Source organism: uncultured Paracoccus sp., from assembly GCF_947487305.1.
In the GTDB taxonomy this organism is placed as follows: Bacteria; Pseudomonadota; Alphaproteobacteria; order Rhodobacterales; family Rhodobacteraceae; genus Paracoccus.
This window is the reverse complement of the sequence record NZ_CANKWH010000014.1, coordinates 19,233-40,054: the sequence shown is the minus strand read 5'-3', so window position 1 is coordinate 40,054 and position 20,822 is coordinate 19,233. Positions and strand designations below refer to the sequence as shown.

General features: G+C 64.8%; 21 protein-coding genes. 16 read left to right on the top strand and 5 right to left on the bottom strand.

The genetic code is table 11. The features are described 5' to 3' along the window. Positions 1-324: 324 nt before the first annotated feature. Positions 325-3,435 carry an efflux RND transporter permease subunit gene (locus Q1A36_RS15740; RefSeq protein WP_299846161.1) on the bottom strand — a complete coding sequence of 1,037 codons (3,111 nt, stop codon included), beginning with the start codon at positions 3,433-3,435 and terminating at the stop codon, positions 325-327. Beyond that, positions 3,432-4,544, bottom strand: coding sequence for an efflux RND transporter periplasmic adaptor subunit (locus tag Q1A36_RS15735; protein WP_299846158.1), 1,113 nt, complete (start codon positions 4,542-4,544; stop codon positions 3,432-3,434). Before Q1A36_RS15735 ends, Q1A36_RS15740 begins: the two co-directional genes overlap by 4 nt. A gap of 85 nt (positions 4,545-4,629) precedes the next feature. On the opposite strand from Q1A36_RS15735, the gene Q1A36_RS15730 reads away from it, so the two are divergent. The 6 genes from Q1A36_RS15730 (at position 4,630) to folD (ending at position 8,695) form a co-directional block, all read left to right on the top strand. After that, entirely contained in the window at positions 4,630-5,313 is a 684-nt protein-coding gene (locus Q1A36_RS15730; protein ID WP_299846155.1) for a TetR/AcrR family transcriptional regulator, read from the top strand. A gap of 89 nt (positions 5,314-5,402) precedes the next feature. Further along, on the top strand, positions 5,403-6,296 hold the full coding sequence (locus tag Q1A36_RS15725; protein WP_299846152.1) for an NAD(P)/FAD-dependent oxidoreductase: 894 nt from the start codon (positions 5,403-5,405) through the stop codon (positions 6,294-6,296). A 435-nt stretch (positions 6,297-6,731) separates the two neighbouring features. Beyond that, complete coding sequence (locus Q1A36_RS21485) at positions 6,732-7,025, top strand: helix-turn-helix domain-containing protein (RefSeq protein ID WP_366141598.1); 294 nt, start codon at positions 6,732-6,734, stop codon at positions 7,023-7,025. 55 nt (positions 7,026-7,080) lie between these two features. After that, the gene (locus Q1A36_RS15720) at positions 7,081-7,470 is read left to right on the top strand and encodes an integrase core domain-containing protein (protein WP_299846150.1); all 390 of its coding nucleotides are present in this window, start codon (positions 7,081-7,083) and stop codon (positions 7,468-7,470) included. A gap of 35 nt (positions 7,471-7,505) precedes the next feature. Continuing rightward, the gene (locus Q1A36_RS15715; protein ID WP_299846147.1) at positions 7,506-7,823 is read left to right on the top strand and encodes a chorismate mutase; all 318 of its coding nucleotides are present in this window, start codon (positions 7,506-7,508) and stop codon (positions 7,821-7,823) included. Further along, positions 7,820-8,695 carry a bifunctional methylenetetrahydrofolate dehydrogenase/methenyltetrahydrofolate cyclohydrolase FolD gene (folD, locus tag Q1A36_RS15710; RefSeq protein WP_299846144.1) on the top strand — a complete coding sequence of 292 codons (876 nt, stop codon included), beginning with the start codon at positions 7,820-7,822 and terminating at the stop codon, positions 8,693-8,695. Before Q1A36_RS15715 ends, folD begins: the two co-directional genes overlap by 4 nt. 258 nt (positions 8,696-8,953) lie before the next feature. On the opposite strand, the gene parC is transcribed toward folD, so the two are convergent. Then, positions 8,954-11,176, bottom strand: a complete 2,223-nt coding sequence (gene parC / locus Q1A36_RS15705; protein ID WP_299846141.1) for a DNA topoisomerase IV subunit A — start codon at positions 11,174-11,176, stop codon at positions 8,954-8,956. A gap of 123 nt (positions 11,177-11,299) precedes the next feature. Here parC and Q1A36_RS15700 point away from each other — a divergent pair, with 123 nt between their 5' ends. The 9 genes from Q1A36_RS15700 (at position 11,300) to betC (ending at position 18,780) form a co-directional block, all read left to right on the top strand. After that, on the top strand, positions 11,300-11,797 hold the full coding sequence (locus Q1A36_RS15700) for an SH3 domain-containing protein (RefSeq protein ID WP_299846138.1): 498 nt from the start codon (positions 11,300-11,302) through the stop codon (positions 11,795-11,797). Then, positions 11,798-12,640, top strand: a complete 843-nt coding sequence (locus Q1A36_RS15695) for an SDR family NAD(P)-dependent oxidoreductase (protein WP_299846135.1) — start codon at positions 11,798-11,800, stop codon at positions 12,638-12,640. A gap of 24 nt (positions 12,641-12,664) precedes the next feature. Beyond that, positions 12,665-12,862, top strand: coding sequence for a twin transmembrane helix small protein (locus tag Q1A36_RS15690; RefSeq protein WP_299846132.1), 198 nt, complete (start codon positions 12,665-12,667; stop codon positions 12,860-12,862). A gap of 3 nt (positions 12,863-12,865) precedes the next feature. Beyond that, positions 12,866-13,438: a cob(I)yrinic acid a,c-diamide adenosyltransferase gene (locus tag Q1A36_RS15685; RefSeq protein WP_299846129.1), complete on the top strand. Its 573-nt coding sequence runs from the start codon at positions 12,866-12,868 to the stop codon at positions 13,436-13,438. A gap of 109 nt (positions 13,439-13,547) precedes the next feature. After that, positions 13,548-14,306: an electron transfer flavoprotein subunit beta/FixA family protein gene (locus Q1A36_RS15680; RefSeq protein ID WP_299846126.1), complete on the top strand. Its 759-nt coding sequence runs from the start codon at positions 13,548-13,550 to the stop codon at positions 14,304-14,306. Next, positions 14,306-15,232, top strand: coding sequence for an FAD-binding protein (locus tag Q1A36_RS15675; RefSeq protein ID WP_299846123.1), 927 nt, complete (start codon positions 14,306-14,308; stop codon positions 15,230-15,232). The genes Q1A36_RS15680 and Q1A36_RS15675 overlap by 1 nt, the downstream gene beginning before the upstream one ends. 175 nt (positions 15,233-15,407) lie before the next feature. Beyond that, the gene (locus Q1A36_RS15670; RefSeq protein WP_299846120.1) at positions 15,408-16,283 is read left to right on the top strand and encodes a 3-hydroxybutyryl-CoA dehydrogenase; all 876 of its coding nucleotides are present in this window, start codon (positions 15,408-15,410) and stop codon (positions 16,281-16,283) included. Between the two features lie 74 nt (positions 16,284-16,357). After that, positions 16,358-17,287, top strand: coding sequence for a choline ABC transporter substrate-binding protein (gene choX / locus Q1A36_RS15665; RefSeq protein WP_299846118.1), 930 nt, complete (start codon positions 16,358-16,360; stop codon positions 17,285-17,287). After that, complete coding sequence (gene betC, locus Q1A36_RS15660; RefSeq protein ID WP_299846115.1) at positions 17,284-18,780, top strand: choline-sulfatase; 1,497 nt, start codon at positions 17,284-17,286, stop codon at positions 18,778-18,780. Before choX ends, betC begins: the two co-directional genes overlap by 4 nt. 57 nt (positions 18,781-18,837) lie before the next feature. Here the strand turns inward: betC and Q1A36_RS15655 are convergent, their stop codons facing one another. Continuing rightward, positions 18,838-19,251 (bottom strand): DUF2852 domain-containing protein, encoded by a 414-nt coding sequence (locus Q1A36_RS15655; protein WP_299846112.1) that lies wholly within the window; start codon positions 19,249-19,251, stop codon positions 18,838-18,840. 159 nt (positions 19,252-19,410) lie between these two features. Continuing rightward, a complete protein-coding gene (locus Q1A36_RS15650) occupies positions 19,411-19,926 on the bottom strand; it encodes a CAP domain-containing protein (protein WP_299846109.1) in 516 nt (171 codons plus the stop codon). Positions 19,927-20,162: 236 nt separating this feature from the next. Between Q1A36_RS15650 and Q1A36_RS15645 the strand changes: the two genes are divergently transcribed. Continuing rightward, positions 20,163-20,810, top strand: coding sequence for a L,D-transpeptidase (locus tag Q1A36_RS15645; protein ID WP_299846106.1), 648 nt, complete (start codon positions 20,163-20,165; stop codon positions 20,808-20,810). The last annotated feature ends 12 nt before the right edge of the window (positions 20,811-20,822 follow it).

Here is a 20,822-nt window from a genome sequence, read left to right as displayed (position 1 = left end):
TGCGATGGCAACGCGCCATTTTCGTTTGGGATGTCCACAGATCATGCTGGTCCGCTTTGGCCAGAAAGCTGCCATACGCTTCAGTGCCGACGAATTGCCGATCTTACCCTTGGATGGGTTTGCTGGGAGACTGCGGCAGCAGGTCAAGGCAAGCCATTTGTCTGGTTGCACCGACTGTGGAAGTTGCCATTGGGTTGTCGTCTTTCTGCACTGCCGAAGGAGTTTGCGGCATCTCCGCAGCGTGAGCGACGCGGAAATGTCAAAGCTGGCCGAATTGCCAGACGTCTCGACCAGCGCCTGACCATTCATCGATACCTCAGAGTCCTACTCAGCCGCCATTTCTGCGCGAAATTGAGGTGCCTCGGTCAAATCAATGAGGCCCCCGTCCACAGGCGGCGTGATCCGGAACCAGGCGGCATAAAGCGCCGGCAGGAACAGCAGGATCAGCACCGTTCCGACGGCCGTGCCGCCGATCAGCGTATAGGCCATCGATCCCCAGAAGACCGAATGCGTGAGCGGGATGAAGGCCAGGACGGCGGCAAGGGCGGTCAGAATGACGGGCCGGGTGCGCTGCACCGTGGCCTCGATCACGGCGTGATAGGCATCAAGGCCGGCGGCGCGATTTTCCTTGATCTGCTCGGTCAGGATCAGCGTGTTGCGCATCAGGATGCCGGCCAGCCCGATCAGGCCCAGGATGGCGTTGAACCCGAATGGCTGGTTGAAGATCAGCAGGGTTGGCACCACGCCAATGAGACCCAGCGGCGCCGTCAGCATGACCATGGCCATCATCGAGAAGGAGCGCACCTGAAGCATGATGACGATCAGCGTGACGGCGATCATGACCGGAAAGACTTTCACCAGCGCGCTGTTGGCCTTTGCGGCCTCCTCGATCGAACCGCCCATCTCGATGCGATAACCGGCGGGCAGCGATGCAATCAGCGGCTGAAGTGCCGCCATGACCTGCTTCGAGACCTCGGGCGGCTGTGTGGCCTCATCGATGTCCGACCGGATCGTGATGACGGGCGTCCGATCCCGGCGCTTCAGCATCGGTTCTTCCAGACGGATCTCGGACCGGCCGATCTGGTCGAGCGGGATCGCGCTGCCGTCTCGGCTCATGATCGAGAAATCCGCCAGGCGCGCCGGATCCAGCCGCTCATTGCCGCCGCTGCGCGCGACAACAGGGACATTGCGGATATCCTCGCGCACCTGGGTGACGGGAATGCCGGAGAGCAGGAACTGAAGCTGCTGCGCCACCTCCGCAGAGGACAGGCCGATCAGATTGAGGCGATCCTGAGCGGGGATGAAGCGAAGCACGGGCGTGCGGCTGCCCCAATCGCGACTGGCATGACGCACGTCCGGGATGCCGCGCATGATGCCGAGTGCTTGTTCAGAGATGTCATAGAGTTGCGCGGGATCGGGGCCCATGACCCGGAACTCGACCGGGAAGGGCGTGTAGGGACCAAAGACAAGCTGGGTGACACGCAGCTGGGCTTCGGGCGCAAGCCCCTCGGCGACAGCCGCCCGCAGCCGGTGCTTCAGCGCCTCGCGCGCCTCGGCGTCGGGGGTCAGCACGACGATCTTGGCGAAGGCGGGGTCCGGCAGTTCCGGCGACATGGCGAAGAAGAAGCGGGGCGCGCCCTGACCGACATAGCTGGTGACGATCTCGGCCTCTGGCTGCTGGTCCAGCCATGCTTCCAGCGCTTCGACCGTGGCGGTCGTCGTCTCGATGCTGGTGCCCTCGGGCAGGCGGACCTCGACCAGCACCTCGGGGCGGTCCGAGGTCGGGAAGAACTGCTGTTTCAGGGCGCCCATGCCGACGCCGGACAGCGCGAAGGCGATGGCGACGATAGTGATGGCCACGAACTTGTGGCGCACCGCGACCGTGATCAGCCGCCGCAGGCGCCGATTGTTCGGTGTGTCGTAGATGGCATGAAGGCCGCCCTCGACCGGTTTGATCGCGGGCAGCATCTTGACGCCAAGATAGGGCGTGAAGACCACCGCGACGATCCATGACACGATCAGGGCGAAGCCCACCACCCAGAAGATATTGCCGGCATATTCGCCTGCCGCAGAGCGGGCAAAGCCGACCGGCAGGAACCCGGCGATCGTCACCAGCGTGCCCGACAGCATCGGTGCGGCGGTGTGGCTCCACGCATGGGCGGCCGCCCTGATCCGGTCCATGCCCTCTTCCATCTTCACCACCATCACCTCGATGGCGATGATCGCGTCATCGACCAGCAGGCCGAGCGCCAGGATCAGGGCGCCGAGCGTGATGCGATCGAAGAACCGGCCGGTCTCCAGCATGATGAGGAACACGACGGCAAGCGTCAGCGGGACAGCGGCCGCAACGACGATGCCGACGCGCCAGCCCATGCTGACCAGCGCAATCAGCAGCACCACGCCAAGCGCCATGGCAAACTTCAACATGAATTCATCGACGGCATGGGTGATGTTGACGGCCTGATCACTCACCTTGTCGAGCGTCATCCCCAGCGGCAGCGTCTCGGCAATGGCAGCCGTCCTTTGCTCCAGCGCCTTCCCCAGGGCGAGGCCATCCCAGCCCTGCTGCATGACGGCGGCAAGCATGATGGCCGGCTCGCCCTCATGCCGGATCAGATAGGCGGGCGGGTCCTCGTAGCCGCGGCGGACCTCGGCAATGTCGGAAAGCTTCAGTGACCGCCCATCCGCGACGATCGGCGTGTCGGCAATCGCCTGCACATTGTCGTAAGCGCCATCGACCCGGATGAAGACGCGCGGCCCCTTGGTGTCGATAGCGCCTGCCGGGGTAACGCCGTTCTGCCGCTGCAAGGCGGCGATGACATCCTGTGCCGACACGCCAAGGGTCGCAAGTCTGGCATGGGAGAACTCGACGAAGATCTGCTCGGGGCGTTCGCCAAGGATGTTGACCTTCTTGACACCAGGTACATGCAGAAGGTCCTGACGGATCACCTCGGCCTGCCGCGCCAGCTCACGCATCGGCATCCCCGTGGCCTTCAGGGCGTAAAGGGCGAAGCTGACATCCGAATATTCGTCGTTGACGAAGGGGCCGTAGACGCCGGGCGGCAGGTTGCGGGCTTCATCCCCAAGCTTCTTGCGGGCTTGGTAGAACTGCTCCTCGACGGCCGAAGGCGGGGTGCGGTCTTTCAACGTCACCGTCGTGAAGGCATAGCCGGGCCGCGCGGTCGTCTCGACCCGATCATACCAGGTCAGTTCCTGGATGCGTTTCTCCAGCGGTTCGGCGACAAGGTCCTGCATCTCGCGCGCTGTGGCGCCGGGCCAGACGCTCGTGACCGTCAGGGTCTTGATGGTGAAGCTGGGGTCCTCTGCCCGCCCCAGCTTCACGAAGGCATAGGCGCCGGCGGCGACCAGCAGCAGGATGAAGAACAGGGTGACGGCGCGTTCGCGGACGGCGAGTGCAGAAAGGTTAAGGTTCATCGATTGCCCCCGTTCCCGGCATCAGTCCTGACCCGCGCGCCGTCCTGCAGAAGCTGCGCACCCAGGGCGACGATCTGCTCTCCCGAGGTCAGCCCGGAGATGACGGCGGTTTCGCTGCCCAACCGAACCAGTTGCACGGGACGGAAGCCCACGGTCGAACTGGCGCGGTCCAGCACCCAGACCCCGGTCCTTTCGCCGTCGTCCAGGATCGCCCCGAGCGGCGCCTGGATTTCCTGCTGGCCAGCCTTGCCTGCAACGTGAATGGAGACCGTCGCCCCAAGCGGTGCCTCCGGTGCTTCGCCATCGAAGACATAGCGGGCCTCGTAGGTGCGCGTCCGGGCATCGGCGGAATCCGACAGTTGCCTCAGATGCACCCTGTAGCGATCCCCATCGCTCCCATAGAGGGCCGCCTCGGCCAGCGCGCCGATCTGTGGCCGGATCGTCTCGGGCAAGGACACCACCGCCTCGCGCGGGCCGGCCTCAGCGACGCGGACCACCGTCTGGCCGGCACCGACGACCTGTCCCGGCTCGCCAAGCGTTTCAATCACCGTTCCATCCGCGTCCGCCACGAGGACCGAATAGGTTGCCTGATTCTCGGCGACCCGCGCGTCGGCCACGGCAGCGGCAAGCTGCGCCTCGGCTGTGTCAGACGCCGCCTTTGCCTGCTCGTAGCGCTGCCGGGTGATCCAGCCGTCGTCGCGCAGGCTGGCATAGCGCCGTTCATCCGCTGCCGTCTGATCGACCGTTGCCTGCGCGGCGGCGACGGCATTGCGCTTTGCCGACAGCGCCAGACGAAGATCGCTGTCGTCGATCCGCATCAGCGGCTGACCGGCCTTGACCTGCTGGCCGATGTCCACGAGCCGCTCCACGATCTTGCCGGGCACTCGAAAGCCCAGATCGCTTTCGACCCTTGCGCCGATGATACCGGTGAAGCTGCGCGTGGCCCCGGAGACCGGCCCGACCGTCATCAGCCTGACCAGCGGCGCCTCCAGCCTCGGGTCGCTCATCGCAGGGGCGTCCCGCGTGGGGATGGCGAAAGTAGCCAAGGCAGCCACCCCCGAAGCGGCGACCAAAATGCCCCCAAGCACGAGAATCGATCGCTTCTTCATGGCCGCCTCCTTGGTTGAATTAGATTGCATTCAACATTTATATGCTATATGGATTTCGAACGCAATCTAAATTAGGAGATCAACCATGCGCGTCAGCCGGGTTCAGGCCGAAGAAAACCGCCAGAACGTCATCAATGTGGCGAGCCGCCTGTTTCGCGAGCATGGCTTTGACGGCATCGGCCTCAAGGATTTGATGAAGGGGGCCGGACTGACCCAGGGCGGGTTCTACAAGCAGTTTCAATCGAAGAACGACCTTGCCGCGCAGGCCTCTCGGCGGGCGATGGCAAATGCTTTTGAACGCTTTTCGGGCGCGGGAGCGGCAAATCCAGACGATCCCCTCGGCGCGGCAATCGGCCTCTATCTCAGCACGGCGCATCGCGAAGAGCGGTTGGAGGGCTGCCCGGTCGCCTTGCTCGGGTCCGACGCCGCCAGGCAGGACGCCAGCGTCAAGGCGTCATTTGAAGCGGGGATCAGAGACTACCTCGCTCTGTTGGGTCATTGGGTTGGTGAAGCCGAAGGCACCGAGCCCGGCGAGACGGCCATGGCGATGTTGTCGTCGATGGTCGGCGCAATGGTCCTGTCGCGCGCTGTCAACGATGAGAAGCTGTCGAAACAGTTCCTGCAAGCGGCCACCAAGAACGTGCTGAGTTTGTCCGCTGGTGCTGGCCCAAAAGGGGCGGCGCCGATGCCGACGGCGACTTCAGCCGAGACCCGCGATCCAGTCGAGAACCAGCCCTCGGAAACCTCGTCGCCGCAAGAGAAGCAGTAGCATGAGCAGCGGACACAAGCATCGCCACACCGCGTGCAGGCAGCTTTGGTCTGCGCGTTCCCATCCCTTTCAACCCGGAGCCCATCACCATGGATGACGTCATCATCATCGGCGGCAGCTTTGCCGGCCTCGCCGCCGCGCTGCAACTGGGCCGCGCGCGCCGCAAGGTCACCGTTCTCGATACCGGCCTGCCACGCAACCGCTTCGCCGGCCATTCGCACGGTCTGCTGGGTCACGATCACAAGCCGCCATTGGATATCCTGGCCGAAGCGCGGCGGCAGCTGGCGCGTTATCCCACGATCAGGCTGGTCAATGCACGAGCCGACAGTGTCTCCGGCGCCATTGACGATTTCGCGGTCCGCACGGGCGATGGCGAAAGCCTTGCCGCGCGCCGCTTGATCCTCAGCTATGGCGTCGTCGACCAGATGCCCGAGGTTCCGGGCTTTGCTGAAGGCTGGGGCACATCGATCGTGCCCTGCCCCTATTGCGACGGTTTTGAGGTCGCAGACCAGCATTGGGGCCTGATCTGGTCCGGCCCGCAATCGTTCAATCAGGCCAGGCTGTTTCTCGACTGGACCGACAGGCTGACGGTGTTCCCCAATGGTCACGACATTCCGCCCGCGATCCGGGCTGATCTGTCCGGTCGCAACATCCCCGTCGTCGAAGGCCGGATCACCGAGATCGCTCAAAGCGGCGGCCACAGTGCCGCCGTCAAACTCGAGACCGGTCACAATGTCGCGGTCGATATTCTGTTCGCGCATCCGCGCAACAGGCCGTCGGCAAGCCTGCACGAGGCCCTTGGCCTCGCCACGGTCGATACGCCCCTCGGCATCGCGCTGAAGGTCGACGAGCGCCGCGAAACCAGCACGCCCGGCATCTATGCCGCCGGCGATCTTGCCAATCCCATGATGCCCTCGGTCACCACGGCCTCGGCGCAGGGCGCGATGGCGGGGATCTTTGCCCAGCAGTCCATGCTGGCTTGAGAGCGCAGCCGATTGACGTCTGCGCTCCCAAGATCAGTGAGGCAATGCTTTCGGCAAGACCGTTATCAGCGGCCATGGGCAGGGGCAGGGTGCCTTCCGATTCCTGGAATCACACCCCGCTTCGCCGGCAGCGACGGACCTTGACCGAAGCGGACGGCACGCAGCCGTTGGGCGGACCTTACCGCTCAGCCGTCGTGCAGGCAGCAGCAGCGGGGCAATGATCTATTCGATCAACCCGCTCGACAATGCGATCTCGAGCGCTCTGCCCTTACCGAGTGGCGCTGAGCTACTCCCCGGAAATCGGACAGTGACGGCAGCTACGATCTGACGTTTGCTGGTCTCCAATGACGAGGAGATCAGGTCTGCGGAAACGCAGGAACCATGAAGCTGGCTTCAACGCGCGCGTCGCGCTGTAAGCCGTGAAAGGCGGGCGCACTGCGCCGGAGCTGGCGGATGACGGGGGCGGCAATTGCGGCGAAGCTCGGTCTGGCTCGGTCCACCGTCTGGCGCTGGCTTCGACGTGAAGGCCTGGGGCGGCTGGCGCTGCTCGATCCCCCCCGAACCGTTGCGGCGATACCAGCGCGAACGGCGGGGCGAGCTGACCCACCTGGATATCAAGAAGCTGGGCCGGTTCGCGCGGTCCGGCCGCCACGTCACCGGAACGCGGTTCGGTTGCCGCAGCCGCAGCGCGGGCTGAGACTTCGTGCATGTCGCGGCAGATGTCGGTGAGGGGCTGTGCACCTCAGGTTCAATCGCAGCCCCAAAAGGGCTGGCCTAGGTCGAGGTGCTGGGCGACAAATGCAAGGACACGACCACCGGCTTGCTCTTGCGCGCACTCCGCTGGTTCCTCGCCCAGGGCGTCAGGGCCGAGCGGGGGATGACCGACAACCACAGCGTCTATCGCTCCCGACGCTTCGCCAAGGCGCTGCAGCGGCTTGGCATCCGCCACATCTTTACCACAACCTATACGCCCAAGACCAACGGCAAGGCCGAAAGGTACAGCCAGACCCATCCGCGCGAATGGGCTTACGGCCTTGCCCACCCCTCGTCTGACGCCACAAACGCAGACCTGCCCCGATGGCTTGACTGGTTCAACCGATCAAGACCACACTCCGCCCTCAACGGTCTGCCACGCAACCAAAGGGTGAACAACCTCAAGAGAAATCACAGCTAGGCCACGACCCCTTGCCTCTGGCGGCGCATGGGTGCATGTCCGCGCCCAAGATGAGCCAGTTCGACAACATCCCCGATATGACCGCCCTGCGCGCCCGCATCGACGCGCTGGATGCCGAGCTGATCGCCCTGCTGGCCGAACGCAGCGCCCTGATCGACCGGGCGGCGCGGATCAAGGCGCGGGATCGGTTGCCGGCGCGGATCGATGACCGCGTCGAAGAGGTCGTCGCGAATGTCTGCCGTCATGCCGCCGATGCGGGGCTGGACCCGGCGCTGATCGAGCATATCTGGCGCAGGCTGATCGATGCCGCCATCGATCAGGAAGACCGCCATCTGAAGGGAGAGCAGGAATGAGCGCCACGCTGATCGACGGGAAGGCCTTCGCCGCAGGGCTGCGCGCCCGTATCGCCACGGAGGTGGCGGCAATGAAGGAACGTGGCATCACCCCCGGTCTGGCCGTGGTGCTGGTCGGCGAGGACCCGGCGAGCCAGGTCTATGTCCGCTCGAAGGGCAAGCAGACGCTTGAGGTCGGGATGAACTCGTATGAGCACAAACTTCCGGCCGAGACGCCCGAGGCCGATCTCTTGGCGCTGATCGACCGGCTGAATGCCGATCCGGCGGTGAACGGGATTCTGGTGCAGTTGCCCCTGCCCGCGCATATGGACGAGGAAGCGGTCATCAATGCCATCCTGCCGGAGAAGGACGTGGATGGCTTTACCGTGCTGAACGTGGGTCGTCTGGCGACCGGACAGAAGGCCATGGTGCCCTGCACGCCGCTTGGCTGCCTGATGATGCTGCGCGAGCAACTGGGTTCGCTTTCGGGTAAGAATGCGGTGGTCATCGGGCGTTCGAACATCGTCGGCAAGCCGATGGCGCAACTGCTGCTGCGCGACAGCGCCACAGTGACCATCGCCCATTCCCGCACACGGGATCTGCCGGGGCTTTGCCGCAGCGCCGATATTCTGGTGGCCGCCGTGGGACGACCGAATTTCGTCAGGGGCGATTGGGTGAAGCCGGGGGCCACGGTGATCGATGTGGGGATCAACCGCACCGATGACGGGCTGGTCGGTGACGTGGATTTCGCCGAGGCGGAAAAGGTCGCAGGAGCGATCACGCCCGTTCCGGGCGGCGTCGGGCCGATGACCATTGCCTGCCTGCTGGCGAATACCCTGACCGCCACCGCCCGCGCCAATGGCCTGCCCGATCCCGAAGGTCTGACGCCCTGACTTTCTTGCCTCCGGCGGGGATATTTAAACCAAGCTGAAAGCATTTCCGGTTATTCCGGTCGGGCGGTACAGGCGGGGACGCCGATGACCGCCCAAGGTGAAAGCGCCCTGCCCGACATGCCGTGGCAGGGCGCCGCCATTTTCATCTTGGCGAAAATATCCTGGGGGTGAGGAGCGCCCGGAAAAAGGTCCGGGGGACCTTTTTCAGCGACGAACGAATGCGCCAGCAGGGACCGGGGCGAAGCCCCTGCCCTCGTTTCAATTGAACTTGTTGTCGCGTGGAAAACCGCGCGGGGCCATGCGGCCGGCGCTGGCGCGTTTGCCCAGCCATTCGGTCAGGTCCGGCTCGGTCCGGGTGCGGCCGCCGGATTCCTGCCAGCGCAACCCCTCGGCCAGGGTGATGAAGGCCGCGTCCGACAGCTCACCATCCTTGAACTTCTGCAGCCGCACGCCCTTGCCGCGCGCCATCTCGGGCAGCTCGTCCAGCGGAAAGACCAGCAGTTTGCGGTTCTGGCCGACGGTCACGACATGGTCGCCGCTGACCAGACGGATCAGCAGCGCCTCGCCGTTCAGCACCTGCTTGCCGCTCTTGGTCTGGGCGAGGATATCGGCGGCGGTGACGATGAAGCCGTCGCCGGCCTTCGAGGCGACCAGATAGCGTTCGCCCTCGCGCCACGGGAACATGGCGATGACCTCGGCCTCGTTCGGCAGGTCGATCATCAGCCGCAGCGGCTCGCCCATGCCGCGCCCCCCCGGCAGGTTATTGGCCGGCAGCGTGTAGAAACGGCCATTGCTGGCATAGATCATCAGCTTGTCGATGGTCTCGGCATGTTGCGCCAGACCCGCGCCGTCGCCATCCTTGAACTTCACTTCGGCATCCAGCGCCTGATGGCCCTTCATCGCCCGGATCCAGCCCATCTTCGAAAGGATCACCGTCAGCGGCTCGCGCTCGATCATCGCTTCCATGTCGATCGGCTCGACCTCGACGGCATCGCCGATCAGCGTGCGGCGCTGGCCCTCGGCTACGGATTTGCCAAAGAGGTTGCGCACCTCCTTCAGCTGGTCGGCGATGCGCGACCATTGCGCGCCCTCGTCGGCCAGCATGGCCTGCAGCCCGTCCCGCTCGGCCAAGAGATTATCGCGCTCGGCCCTGAGTTCGATCTCTTCCAGCTTGCGCAGGGCGCGCAGGCGCATGTTCAGGATCGCCTCGACCTGCACATCCGAAAGGCCAAATTCGGCCATCATCACGGCTTTCGGGTCATCCTCGAAGCGGATGATCTCGATCACCCGGTCGAGGTTCAGATAGGCGATCAGATAGCCTTCCAGCACCTCGAGCCGAGCGGCGATCTTCTCCAGCCGGAAATTCGCGCGCCGGACCAGCACCTCGCGGCGGTGGTCCAGAAAGGCGCGCAGCACCTCTTTCAGCGAGCAGACCTTCGGCACGCGGCCGTCGATCAGCACGTTCATGTTCAGGTTGAAGCGGATCTCCAGATCGCTGACGCGGAACAGCGCCGCCATGAGCTGCTCGGGATCGACGCTGCGGGCGCGGGGCTCCAGCACGATGCGGACGTCCTCGGCCGATTCGTCGCGCACATCGGCGAGGATCGGGATCTTCTTGGTCTGAATCAGCTCGGCCAGACGCTCGATCAGCTTGGATTTCTGCACCTGATAGGGGATCTCGGTGACGACGACCTGCCACTGGCCGCGGCCCAGATCCTCCTGCTCCCACTTTGCACGGAGCCGGAAGGCCCCGCGCCCGGTGCGATAGGTCTCGGCAATCGATTCCGCGCTTTCCACCAGCACGCCGCCGGTGGGGAAATCCGGGCCCTTGATCAGGCCAGCAAGGGTGTCGTCGCGGGCCTCGGGCATCTTGATCAAATGCAGGCAGGCGTCGATGACCTCGTGCAGGTTATGGGGCGGAATGTTCGTGGCCATGCCGACCGCGATGCCCGATGCGCCGTTCGCCAGCAGGTTCGGGAAGGCCGAGGGCAGCACGACAGGCTCGGTCAGGGTGCCGTCATAGTTCGGGCGGAAATCCACCGAATCCTCGGCCAGCCCCTCCATCAGCGCCTCGGAGGCCATGGCCAGACGGGCCTCGGTATAGCGGCTGGCGGCGGGGTTATCGCCGTCGATATTGCCAAAGTTCCCCTGCCCGTCGACCAGCGGATAGCGCATGGCGAAATCCTGCGCCAAGCGCGCCATCGCGTCATAGATCGCGGCATCACCATGGGGGTGATAGTTGCCCATCACGTCGCCGGTGATCTTCGCGGACTTGCGGAAGGCACCCGTCGGCGACAGCCGCAGCTCGCGCATGGCGTAAAGGATGCGGCGATGCACCGGCTTCAGCCCGTCCCGCGCATCGGGCAGTGCCCGGTTCATGATCGTGCTGAGCGCATAGGTCAGATAACGCTCGCCGATGGCCCGCGACAGCGGTTCGGATTCGGTATTGCGGTCGGGGTCGAGGGGCAATTCGTCGGACATGGCGACTGGATAGGGCGCAGCGGCGCAGCGGTCCAGCGGGAAAATCCGCCCCCTGCGACAAGCTGCGGAACACAGCCGCGTGAAAGGGCGTTAGGATCGGTGCCGCGGGGGAACGAACGCAAGATGATTCGATTGACGATCCTGACTTTGCTGGGCCTGTTCGCAGTTCTGGCGCTTCTTGGCGACCGAGACCCGGAACGGCCCTTCAACCCGGCGACCGAGGAGGCAGCGCCCGCTGCCGAGGCTGCGCCCGTCGAGACGGTGGTTGAAGCGGCGGCCCCGGCGGTCCCTGCCGAAGAGGTGGCCCAGACCCCCGAACAGGTACAGACCTTCCCCGGCCCGCCGCTGCGCCCCTCGCCCGAACATGCCGGCGAAGCCGAGACCGAGCTGGCCGAGGCCGAGGCACTGGCGGCAGGCGGCGCCGAGATCATGTATGTGACTGGCGACCGGGTGAATTTCCGCGCCGGCCCCTCGACCAATGACCGGGTGATCGGGGCGATCCTGCGCGGCAGTCCGGTCGAGATCCTCGGCCAGACCGAGGGCTGGGTGCAGCTGCGCGACGCCGGCGGGCGCGAGGGTTACATGTCGCTGCAATTCCTGTCGCCCGAGCGGCCGAACTAGATGGCCGACCCGGCCTTGCCGACCCGCAGGGTTCTGCTGACCGGCTGCTCTTCGGGCATCGGACTGGATGCCGCCCGGCACCTGAAGGCGCGGGGCTGGCAGGTGGTGGCGACCTGCCGCAAGCCCGAGGATATTGCGGCGCGCCGCGCCGAGGGCATGGAATGCCTGCACCTGGAACTGGCGGACGAGGCCAGCGTGGCGGACTGCGTGGCCGAGGCGCTGGCCGGCGGGCCGGTCGATGCGCTGGTGAACAACGCCGCCTTCGCCCTGCCCGGCGCGGTCGAGGATATTCCGCGCGGCGGCCTCCGGGCGATCTTCGAGGCGAACCTCTTCGGCACCCATGACCTGACGGTACGGCTGATCCCGCATTTCCGTGAGACGGGTCGGGGCCGGATCGTCAACATCTCCTCGGTGCTGGGGCTTGTCGGCATTCCCTGGCGCGGCCCCTATGTGGCGACGAAATTCGCGCTCGAGGGGCTGACCGACGTGCTGCGCATCGAACTGGCCGATACGCCCATCCATGTCAGCCTGATCGAACCCGGCCCGATCGCCTCGAAGATCCGGGTGAACGCCATCCCGCATTTCGAGCGTTGGGTGAACTGGAAGGACAGCCCCCGGGTCGAGGATTACCGCGCCACCCTGCTGAAGCGGCTCTATGAGCCTTCGGCCGAGAAAGACCGCTTCGAACTGCCGCCCGAGGCGGTCAGCCGCCGCATCGCCCATGCGCTGGAAGACCCGCGCCCCAAGCCGCGCTATTATGTCACCGTACCGACCCGGGTTTCGGGAATCGGGCGGCGGATTCTGCCGACGCGCGCACTGGACTGGTTCGCCCGCCGCAGCTAGGGTCCGGCGCGAAAGCGAGGTCCCATGAAGGACGATCCCCTGTTCTATCTCATCGTGCTGGCGGTGCTGGCCACGACCCTGATCCTGATGACCGGGATCGGCGGCTTTGCCCGCGGTGGCGCCTGGAACCGCAAGCATGGCAACCGGATGATGCGCTGGCGGATCATCGCCCAGGCCGTCGCCATCGCGCTGATCCTGCTTTACGTCTGGCTGAGAGGGTAATCCATGGTCGTTCTGAACAAGATCTACACCCGCACCGGCGACAAGGGCGACACCGCGCTGTCGGATGGCAGCCGGGTGGCGAAACATGATCCGAGGGTCGAGGCCTATGGCACGGTGGACGAGCTGAATGCCACCCTTGGCCTGTGCCGGCTGCATGCGACCGGCGACTTGGCCGCGCGTATCGCGTTGATCCAGAACGATCTTTTCGATCTCGGTGCGGATCTGTCGCGACCGAACATGGCTGCCGACGGCGAGGCCGGCTACGAGGTGCTGCGCATCGTCCAGCCGCAGGTCGACCGGCTGGAATCCGAGATCGACGCGATGAATGCCAACCTGCAACCGCTGCGCAGCTTCATCCTGCCGGGCGGCTCCACGCTGGCCGCGCATTTGCACCTGTCGCGCACCGTGGCGCGCCGGGCCGAGCGCCGGGCGACCGAACTGGCGGCGGGTGGCGATGCCAATGCGGTGGCGATCAAGTACCTGAACCGGCTTTCGGACTGGCTGTTCGTCGCCGGTCGGGTCGCCAATAACGGCGGGCTCGACGATATCCTCTGGGTGCCGGGGGCCAGCCGCTAAGGCTTACGTTCGCGTAAACGTAACGTCATGGAAATTGGTCTTGTAAAGCTTGCCTTTCGACAGCTAACACGGGCCGCGAACCGATGACGCAACTTTGGGAGAGAGACGGATGAAGGTCCTCGTGCCGGTGAAGCGCGTAATCGACTACAACGTGAAGGCCCGCGTGAAGGCGGACGGCACGGGTGTCGATCTGGCGAATGTGAAGATGTCGATGAACCCCTTTGACGAGATTGCCGTGGAAGAGGCGATCCGGCTGAAGGAGAAGGGCGTGGCCGAGGAAGTCATCGCCGTTTCGGTGGGGGTGAAGCAGGCGGCCGAGACGCTGCGCACCGCGCTGGCCATGGGCGCCGACCGGGCGATCCTCGTGGTTGCCGCCGATGACGTGCATCAGGACATCGAGCCGCTGGCGGTTGCCAAGATCCTCAAGGCCGTGGTCGACGCGGAACAGCCGCAGCTGGTCATCGCCGGCAAGCAGGCCATCGACAATGACATGAACGCCACCGGCCAGATGCTGGCGGCGCTGCTGGGCTGGGGTCAGGCGACCTTTGCCAGCAAGCTGGAAATTGATGGCGATGCGGCGAAAGTCACCCGCGAGGTCGATGGCGGCTTGCAGACCATCAGCGTCAAGCTGCCGGCGATCGTCACCGCCGACCTGCGCCTCAATGAACCGCGCTACGCCTCGCTGCCGAACATCATGAAGGCGAAGAAGAAGCCCTTGGATGAAAAGACGGCGGCGGATTACGGCGTCGATGTCAGCCCGCGTCTCGAGATCGTCTCGGTCAAGGAACCCGAGGGCCGCAAGGCCGGGATCAAGGTCGGCTCGGTCGACGAGCTGGTCGGCAAACTCAAGGAAGCGGGGGTGATCTGATGGCTGTTCTTCTGCTGGGTGAAGTCACCAACGGCGTGCTGAGCGTCGATGCCACGGCCAAGGCCGTGAACGCGGTCAAGGGTCTGGGCGATGTGACGGTGCTCTGCGCCGGGGCCTCGGCCAAGGAGGCTGCTGCGGAAGCCGCGAAGATCGCCGGCGTTGCAAAAGTGCTGGTGGCCGAGGATGCGCTCTATGGCCATCGTCTGGCCGAGCCCACCGCCGCGCTGATCGTCAGCCTCGCTGGCGACTACAGCCACATCGCCGCCCCCGCCACGACCGATGCCAAGAACGTCATGCCGCGTGTCGCCGCGCTTCTGGATGCGATGGTGATCTCGGATGTCTCGGCGGTGATCGATGCCGACACGTTTGAGCGCCCGGTCTATGCCGGAAACGCCATCCAGACGGTGAAATCGAAGGACGCGAAGAAGGTCTTCACCGTCCGCACCGCGAGCTTCGACGCCGCAGGTGATGGCGGTTCGGCCAGCGTTTCCGATGCCGCCACCGCCGAGAACCCCGGCCTGTCGAGCTGGGTCGCCGACGAGGTCGCCAAATCCGACCGCCCGGAACTGACCTCGGCGGGCCGCGTGGTCTCGGGTGGCCGTGGTGTCGCCTCGAAGGAAAACTTCGCCATCATCGAGGCCCTGGCCGACAAGCTGGGCGCCGCCGTAGGCGCGAGCCGCGCCGCCGTCGACAGTGGCTATGCACCGAACGACTGGCAGGTCGGCCAGACCGGCAAGGTCGTCGCGCCCGAGCTTTACGTCGCCGTCGGCATCTCCGGCGCGATCCAGCACCTCGCGGGCATGAAGGACTCGAAGGTCATCGTCGCGATCAACAAGGACGAAGAGGCCCCGATCTTCCAGATCGCGGACTACGGCCTCGTCGGCGACCTCTTCACCGTGATCCCGGAACTGACCGAGAAGCTGTAAGAGCTTTCATCCTGGCTTAAATATCCCGGGGAGTCGCGCAAAGCGCGACGGGGCAGCGCCCCCTCCCCGGCCCGAACACCGAACCGCCCGCGCCATCCGGCCCGGGCGGTTTTCTCATTGAAGCGCCCCCGATGCCGCCCTATCGTCGCCCCCAGTCAAGCGAGGGTGGGACGAGATGGCGATTCAATCGGTAGGCGTGATCGGCGCAGGGCAGATGGGCAACGGCATCGCCCATGTTTTCGCATTGGCCGGCTATGACGTGCTGATGACCGATATCAGCCAGGAGGCCTTGGACAAGGCCGTCGCCCTGATCGACAAGAACATCGAGCGTCAGGTCAGCCGGGGCAAGGCCACGGCCGAGGACAAGGCGGCGGCGATGGGCCGGATCAAGACCACGCTGAAGCTGGCCGATCTGGGCAAGACCGATCTGGTGATCGAGGCCGCGACCGAGCGCGAGACGGTGAAGCAGGCGATCTTCGAGGACCTGCTGCCGCATCTGAAGCATGACACGATCCTGACCTCGAATACCTCATCGATCTCGATCACCCGGCTGGCCAGCCGCACCGACCGGCCGGAAAAGTTCATGGGCTTCCACTTCATGAACCCAGTGCCGGTGATGCAGCTGGTCGAGCTGATCCGCGGCATCGCCACCGACGAGCCGACCTATCAGGCGCTCGTGGAAGTGGTCGAGAGGATCGGCAAGACCGCCGCGAGTGCCGAGGATTTTCCCGCCTTCATCGTGAACCGCATCCTGATGCCGATGATCAACGAGGCGGTCTATACGCTCTACGAGGGCGTGGGGAACGTGAAGTCGATCGACAGCGCCATGAAGCTCGGCACCAATCACCCGATGGGGCCGCTGGAACTGGCGGATTTCATCGGGCTGGATACCTGTCTGGCGATCATGAACGTGCTGCACGAGGGGCTGGCGGATACGAAATACCGCCCCTGCCCGCTGCTGACGAAATATGTCGAAGCCGGCTGGCTGGGTCGCAAGACCGGGCGCGGCTTCTATGACTATCGCGGCGAGGAGCCGGTTCCGACACGCTGAATGCCGCATTCAGACCGGCCGGCCCGGCCTCGCCGCCACAGGATGACCCGATCCGAAGCGAGGATAGTGTGATGATGAAGCGAGTGATTGTAACGACGGCGCTGACCCTTCTGGCCGCGCCGGCTCTTGCCGATGACGAGGCCTGCAAGGCCGTCCGACTGTCCGATCCGGGCTGGACCGACATCACCGCGACCAATGGCGTGGCCAGCGTGGTGCTGCAGGGTCTGGGTTATGAACCCGAGATCAGCACGCTCTCGGTGCCGGTGGGTTACGAGGCGCTGAAGACCGGCGATACCGATGTGTTCCTGGGCAACTGGATGCCGGCGCAGCAGAAGTTCCGCGACGATCTGGACGCCTCGGGCGTGGTCGATCTGCTGGGCCAGAACCTCGAGGGTGCCAAGTTCACGCTGGCAGTGACGACGCCGGGTGCCGATCTGGGGGTCAAGGATTTTGCCGATCTCGACGCGCAGAAGGACGCCTTCGAGGGCAAGATCTACGGGATCGAGCCGGGCGCGCCGGCGAACCAGTCGATTCAGGCCATGATCGAGGCTGACGAGTTCGGGCTGGGTGACTGGGAGCTGGTCGAATCGGGTGAACAGGCGATGCTGGCGCAACTGGCGCGCAATGACGCCGCCGGCACGCCCACGGTCTTTCTGGCCTGGGCGCCGCATCCGATGAACGTGAATTTCGCCATCACCTACCTGTCGGGTGGCGACAAGCAATTCGGCCCCGATTTCGGCGGCGCCACGGTGCATACGCTGGCCCGCAAGGACTGGGTTGCCGCCTGCCCCAATGCGGCAAAGCTGTTTCAGCAGATGGTCTTCTCGATCGACATGGAGAACCAGCTGATGGGCAAGATCCTCGACGAGGGAATGAGCGGCGAGGATGCGGCCAAGGACTGGCTGTCCGCCAATCCCGATGCGCTGACGCCCTGGCTTGAGGGCGTGACCACGCTGGACGGCCAGCCCGGCACGGATGCGGTCAAGGCTGCCATCGCCGGATGACGCAGCCGAATATCCTGATCCTGATGGCGGATCAGCTGTCGGGGGTGCTGTTCCCCGACGGCCCCGCCGATTTCCTGCACGCCCCGAACCTGAAGCGGCTGGCCGAACGCTCGACCCGCTTTGCCAATGCCTATACCGGCAGCCCGCTGTGCGCGCCGGGGCGCGCCAGCTTCATGTCGGGGCAATTGCCGCGCCGCACCCGGGTCTATGACAATGCAGCCGAGTTCGCCTCGGACATCCCGACCTATGCCCATCACCTGCGCCGCGCCGGTTATCAGACCTGCCTGTCGGGCAAGATGCATTTCGTCGGTCCCGACCAGCTGCACGGCTTCGAGGAGCGGCTGACCACCGACATCTATCCCGCCGATTTCGGCTGGACGCCCGATTACCGCAAGCCGGGCGAGCGGATCGACTGGTGGTATCACAATCTGGGCTCCGTCACCGGGGCGGGTGTGGCCGAGATCACCAACCAGTATGAATATGACGACGAGGTCGCCTATCACGCCTGCCGCAAGCTCTATGACCTGTCGCGGGGCGCGGATCCGCGGCCCTGGTGCCTGACGGTCAGCTTCACCCATCCGCATGACCCTTTCGTCGCCCGTCGTAAATACTGGGATCTCTACGAGGGCGCGCCGGAACTGGAACCGCCGGAAGCCATCCCCTATGCCGAACAGGACCCCCATGCGCAGCGGCTGATGGATGCCTGCGACTGGCAGGGACTGGAGATCAGGCCCGAACATGTGCGCCGGGCGCGTCAGGGCTATTTCGCCAATATCAGCTATATCGACGAGAAATTCGGCGAGATCCTAGATGTGCTGGACCGCAGCCGGCAAGAGGCGATCATCATCGTGCTGTCGGATCACGGCGAAATGCTGGGCGACCGAGGCCTGTGGTTCAAGATGAGCTTCTTCGAAGGCTCGGCCCGGGTGCCGCTGATGATCGCCGCGCCCGGCATGGCGCCGGGACGCGTGGATCGCCCGGCCAGCACCATCGACGTGCTGCCGACGATCTGCGATCTGGCGGGCCTGCCGATGGACGAGATCGCGCCCTGGACCGACGGGGAATCCCTCGCGGATGGCGGCGCGTCGCGCGGGCCGGTGGCGATGGAATATGCCGCCGAGGGCAGCATCACCCCGCTGGTCGCCCTGCGCGAGGGGCGCTGGAAATACACCGCCAGCAAGGCTGACCCCGAGCAGCTGTTCGATCTCGACGCCGATCCGGGCGAACGCGTGAACCTTGCGAGCGACCCGGCCCATGCCGACACGCTGGACCATTTCAGGCAGATGGCGGCGGCGCGTTGGGATCTGGCCGCCTATGACGCCGAGGTGCGGCAATCTCAGGCCCGGCGCTGGATCGTCTACGAGGCGCTCAGGAACGGGGTCTATTATCCTTGGGACCACCAGCCCCTTATGCAGGCGTCCGAGCGTTACATGCGCAACCACATGGACCTGAACGTGCTGGAGGAAAGCAAGCGCTTCCCGCGCGGGGAATAGCCCCCGATAGCAGAACGGGGCCGGATTTCTCCGGCCCCGTTTCGCGCGATCAGGACCTTACTCGTCGGTCTTGGGGTCGCGCTGCGCCATGAACTGGTCGAACTCGGCCTTGTCCTTGGCCTCACGCAACTTGGCCAGGAAGTCGAGGAATTCGCGGTGCTCGTCCTCGAGCCGTTTCAGGGTTTCGTCGCGATAGGCGTCGAAGGCGACGTTACCCGTGGGGGCGGCGTAGTAGTGGCTGCGATGGCCGCGACGGCCGCAGCTGCGATGTCCAAACATGCGTTTGCTCCAGATCATGTAACCGAGGATGGCCAGGCCGACAGGCCAGAAGGCGACGAAGCCGAGGATCATGGCAACGATCCATGCGGGCTTTCCCTTTTCGTCCAGCCAGTCACGGGCACGGCCAAGCGGACCATTTCCGCGCTGCTGGGGCAGTTGATAGACCGGCCAGGTTTGAGAGGCGCTGTGCATTTCTTGTGACCTTTCCATGTTAATGTTAATCACATTTACATAGATGGGAGGCCCACAGCCCCGATCAAGACGCCGCAGGGACTATTTTTCACGAGGCCCGCCGAAACGAAAAACCCCGGCTATCGGGCCGGGGTTTGTCCGCTCAGCGCTTGATGCGGATCAGTTGCCAGTGACAAGCGTCCACCAGATCTTCTTCGACGGCTCCTGGTACCAGCCGATCCCCAGCTGGGTCGCGGTCGGGTCCATGATGATGTCGCGGGTATCGCGGGTCTGCATCCAGGCGTTCAGGGTCTGGACATCGTTTTCATAGGATTCCGAGATGTTCTCGCCGATGATCCCGCCGAAATAGCCCTGCCGCTTGGCCCGGTCGAGCGGCGAGCTACCATCCGAACCGAAATGCCAGGCCCGGTTCTGCGCCGCCATGTCCTGCGAATGCGCTACGGATGCGGCCGAAAGCTGCGGGCTCAGCATCAGCGGCGTCAGGCCGATATTGGCGCGCAGCTGGTTGATCTGGCCCTGTGCACGCAGCGGAATCTCGGTCGCCTCGCGCTGGTCGATCGTATAGGCGACCGGGATCGGCTGGCCGTCAGGGCCAAGCTGCGGCCCAGCAAGACGCGGCGCACAGGCGGTCAGCGCAAGCACAGACAGGACCGCAATCGTGCGGATATTCAACATTTCGGATGTCCCTCATAGGCGTTTTCCAGTGATTTACCCAAAGCCGGGCCTTCGATCAAACGCAAGAATTCGTGATGCGGCAGTCCTGCAACAGCCTTTCGCCCCTGCCCGGCCGATGACGGTCGTTTGATTTGAAATGGCAAGCCCATGAGCATAAATCCGCCAACAGACCCGCATCACCATCGATGGGCAGCAAGAGGCCGCCAGCAGAACGGCCCAAAACGAAGGACAAGAGCATGAGCAAGTTTCACCAGCTTAATCGCCGGGCGTTCCTGACGACCGCCGCCGCCGGTGCCGCCGGCCTGGCGCTTCCGGCCTTTGGCCAGCAGATCGATCCCTATACCGGCCAGCCGATCTATGGCGCGACCGCCGGTGCCACGCCGGATGCCGGCGCGGTGCAATATGACAGCGGTCAGGACAGCCGCCGGAACATCTCCAGCTTCCATTCGCAAAGCTGGCAACCGCATTTCGACACCCTGACCAATGGCGCCATCCTGGTCGACCTGACCTCGCGCGCGGTGCATTACTGGTCCGAAGACCAGTCGGTCTACAAACTCTACCCGTCCTCGATCCCGGTCAGCGAAGATCTGACCCGTCGCGGCCGGACCGAGGTGATCCGCAAGGTCGAAGGCCCGACTTGGTCGCCGACGCCGGACATGAAGAAGCGCAACCCGGAATGGCCCGATTTCGTGCCCGCCGGGCCGGACAATCCGCTTGGCACCCATGCGCTTTATCTGTCCTGGCAATATTACCGGATCCACGGCACCCACGACACGCGCAAGATCGGCCGCAAATCCTCAAACGGCTGCATCGGCCTTTACAACGAACACATCAAGGAACTGTTCGGCCTCGCGACCATCGGCACGCAGGTGCTGATCATCTGAGGCGCAGGCCAG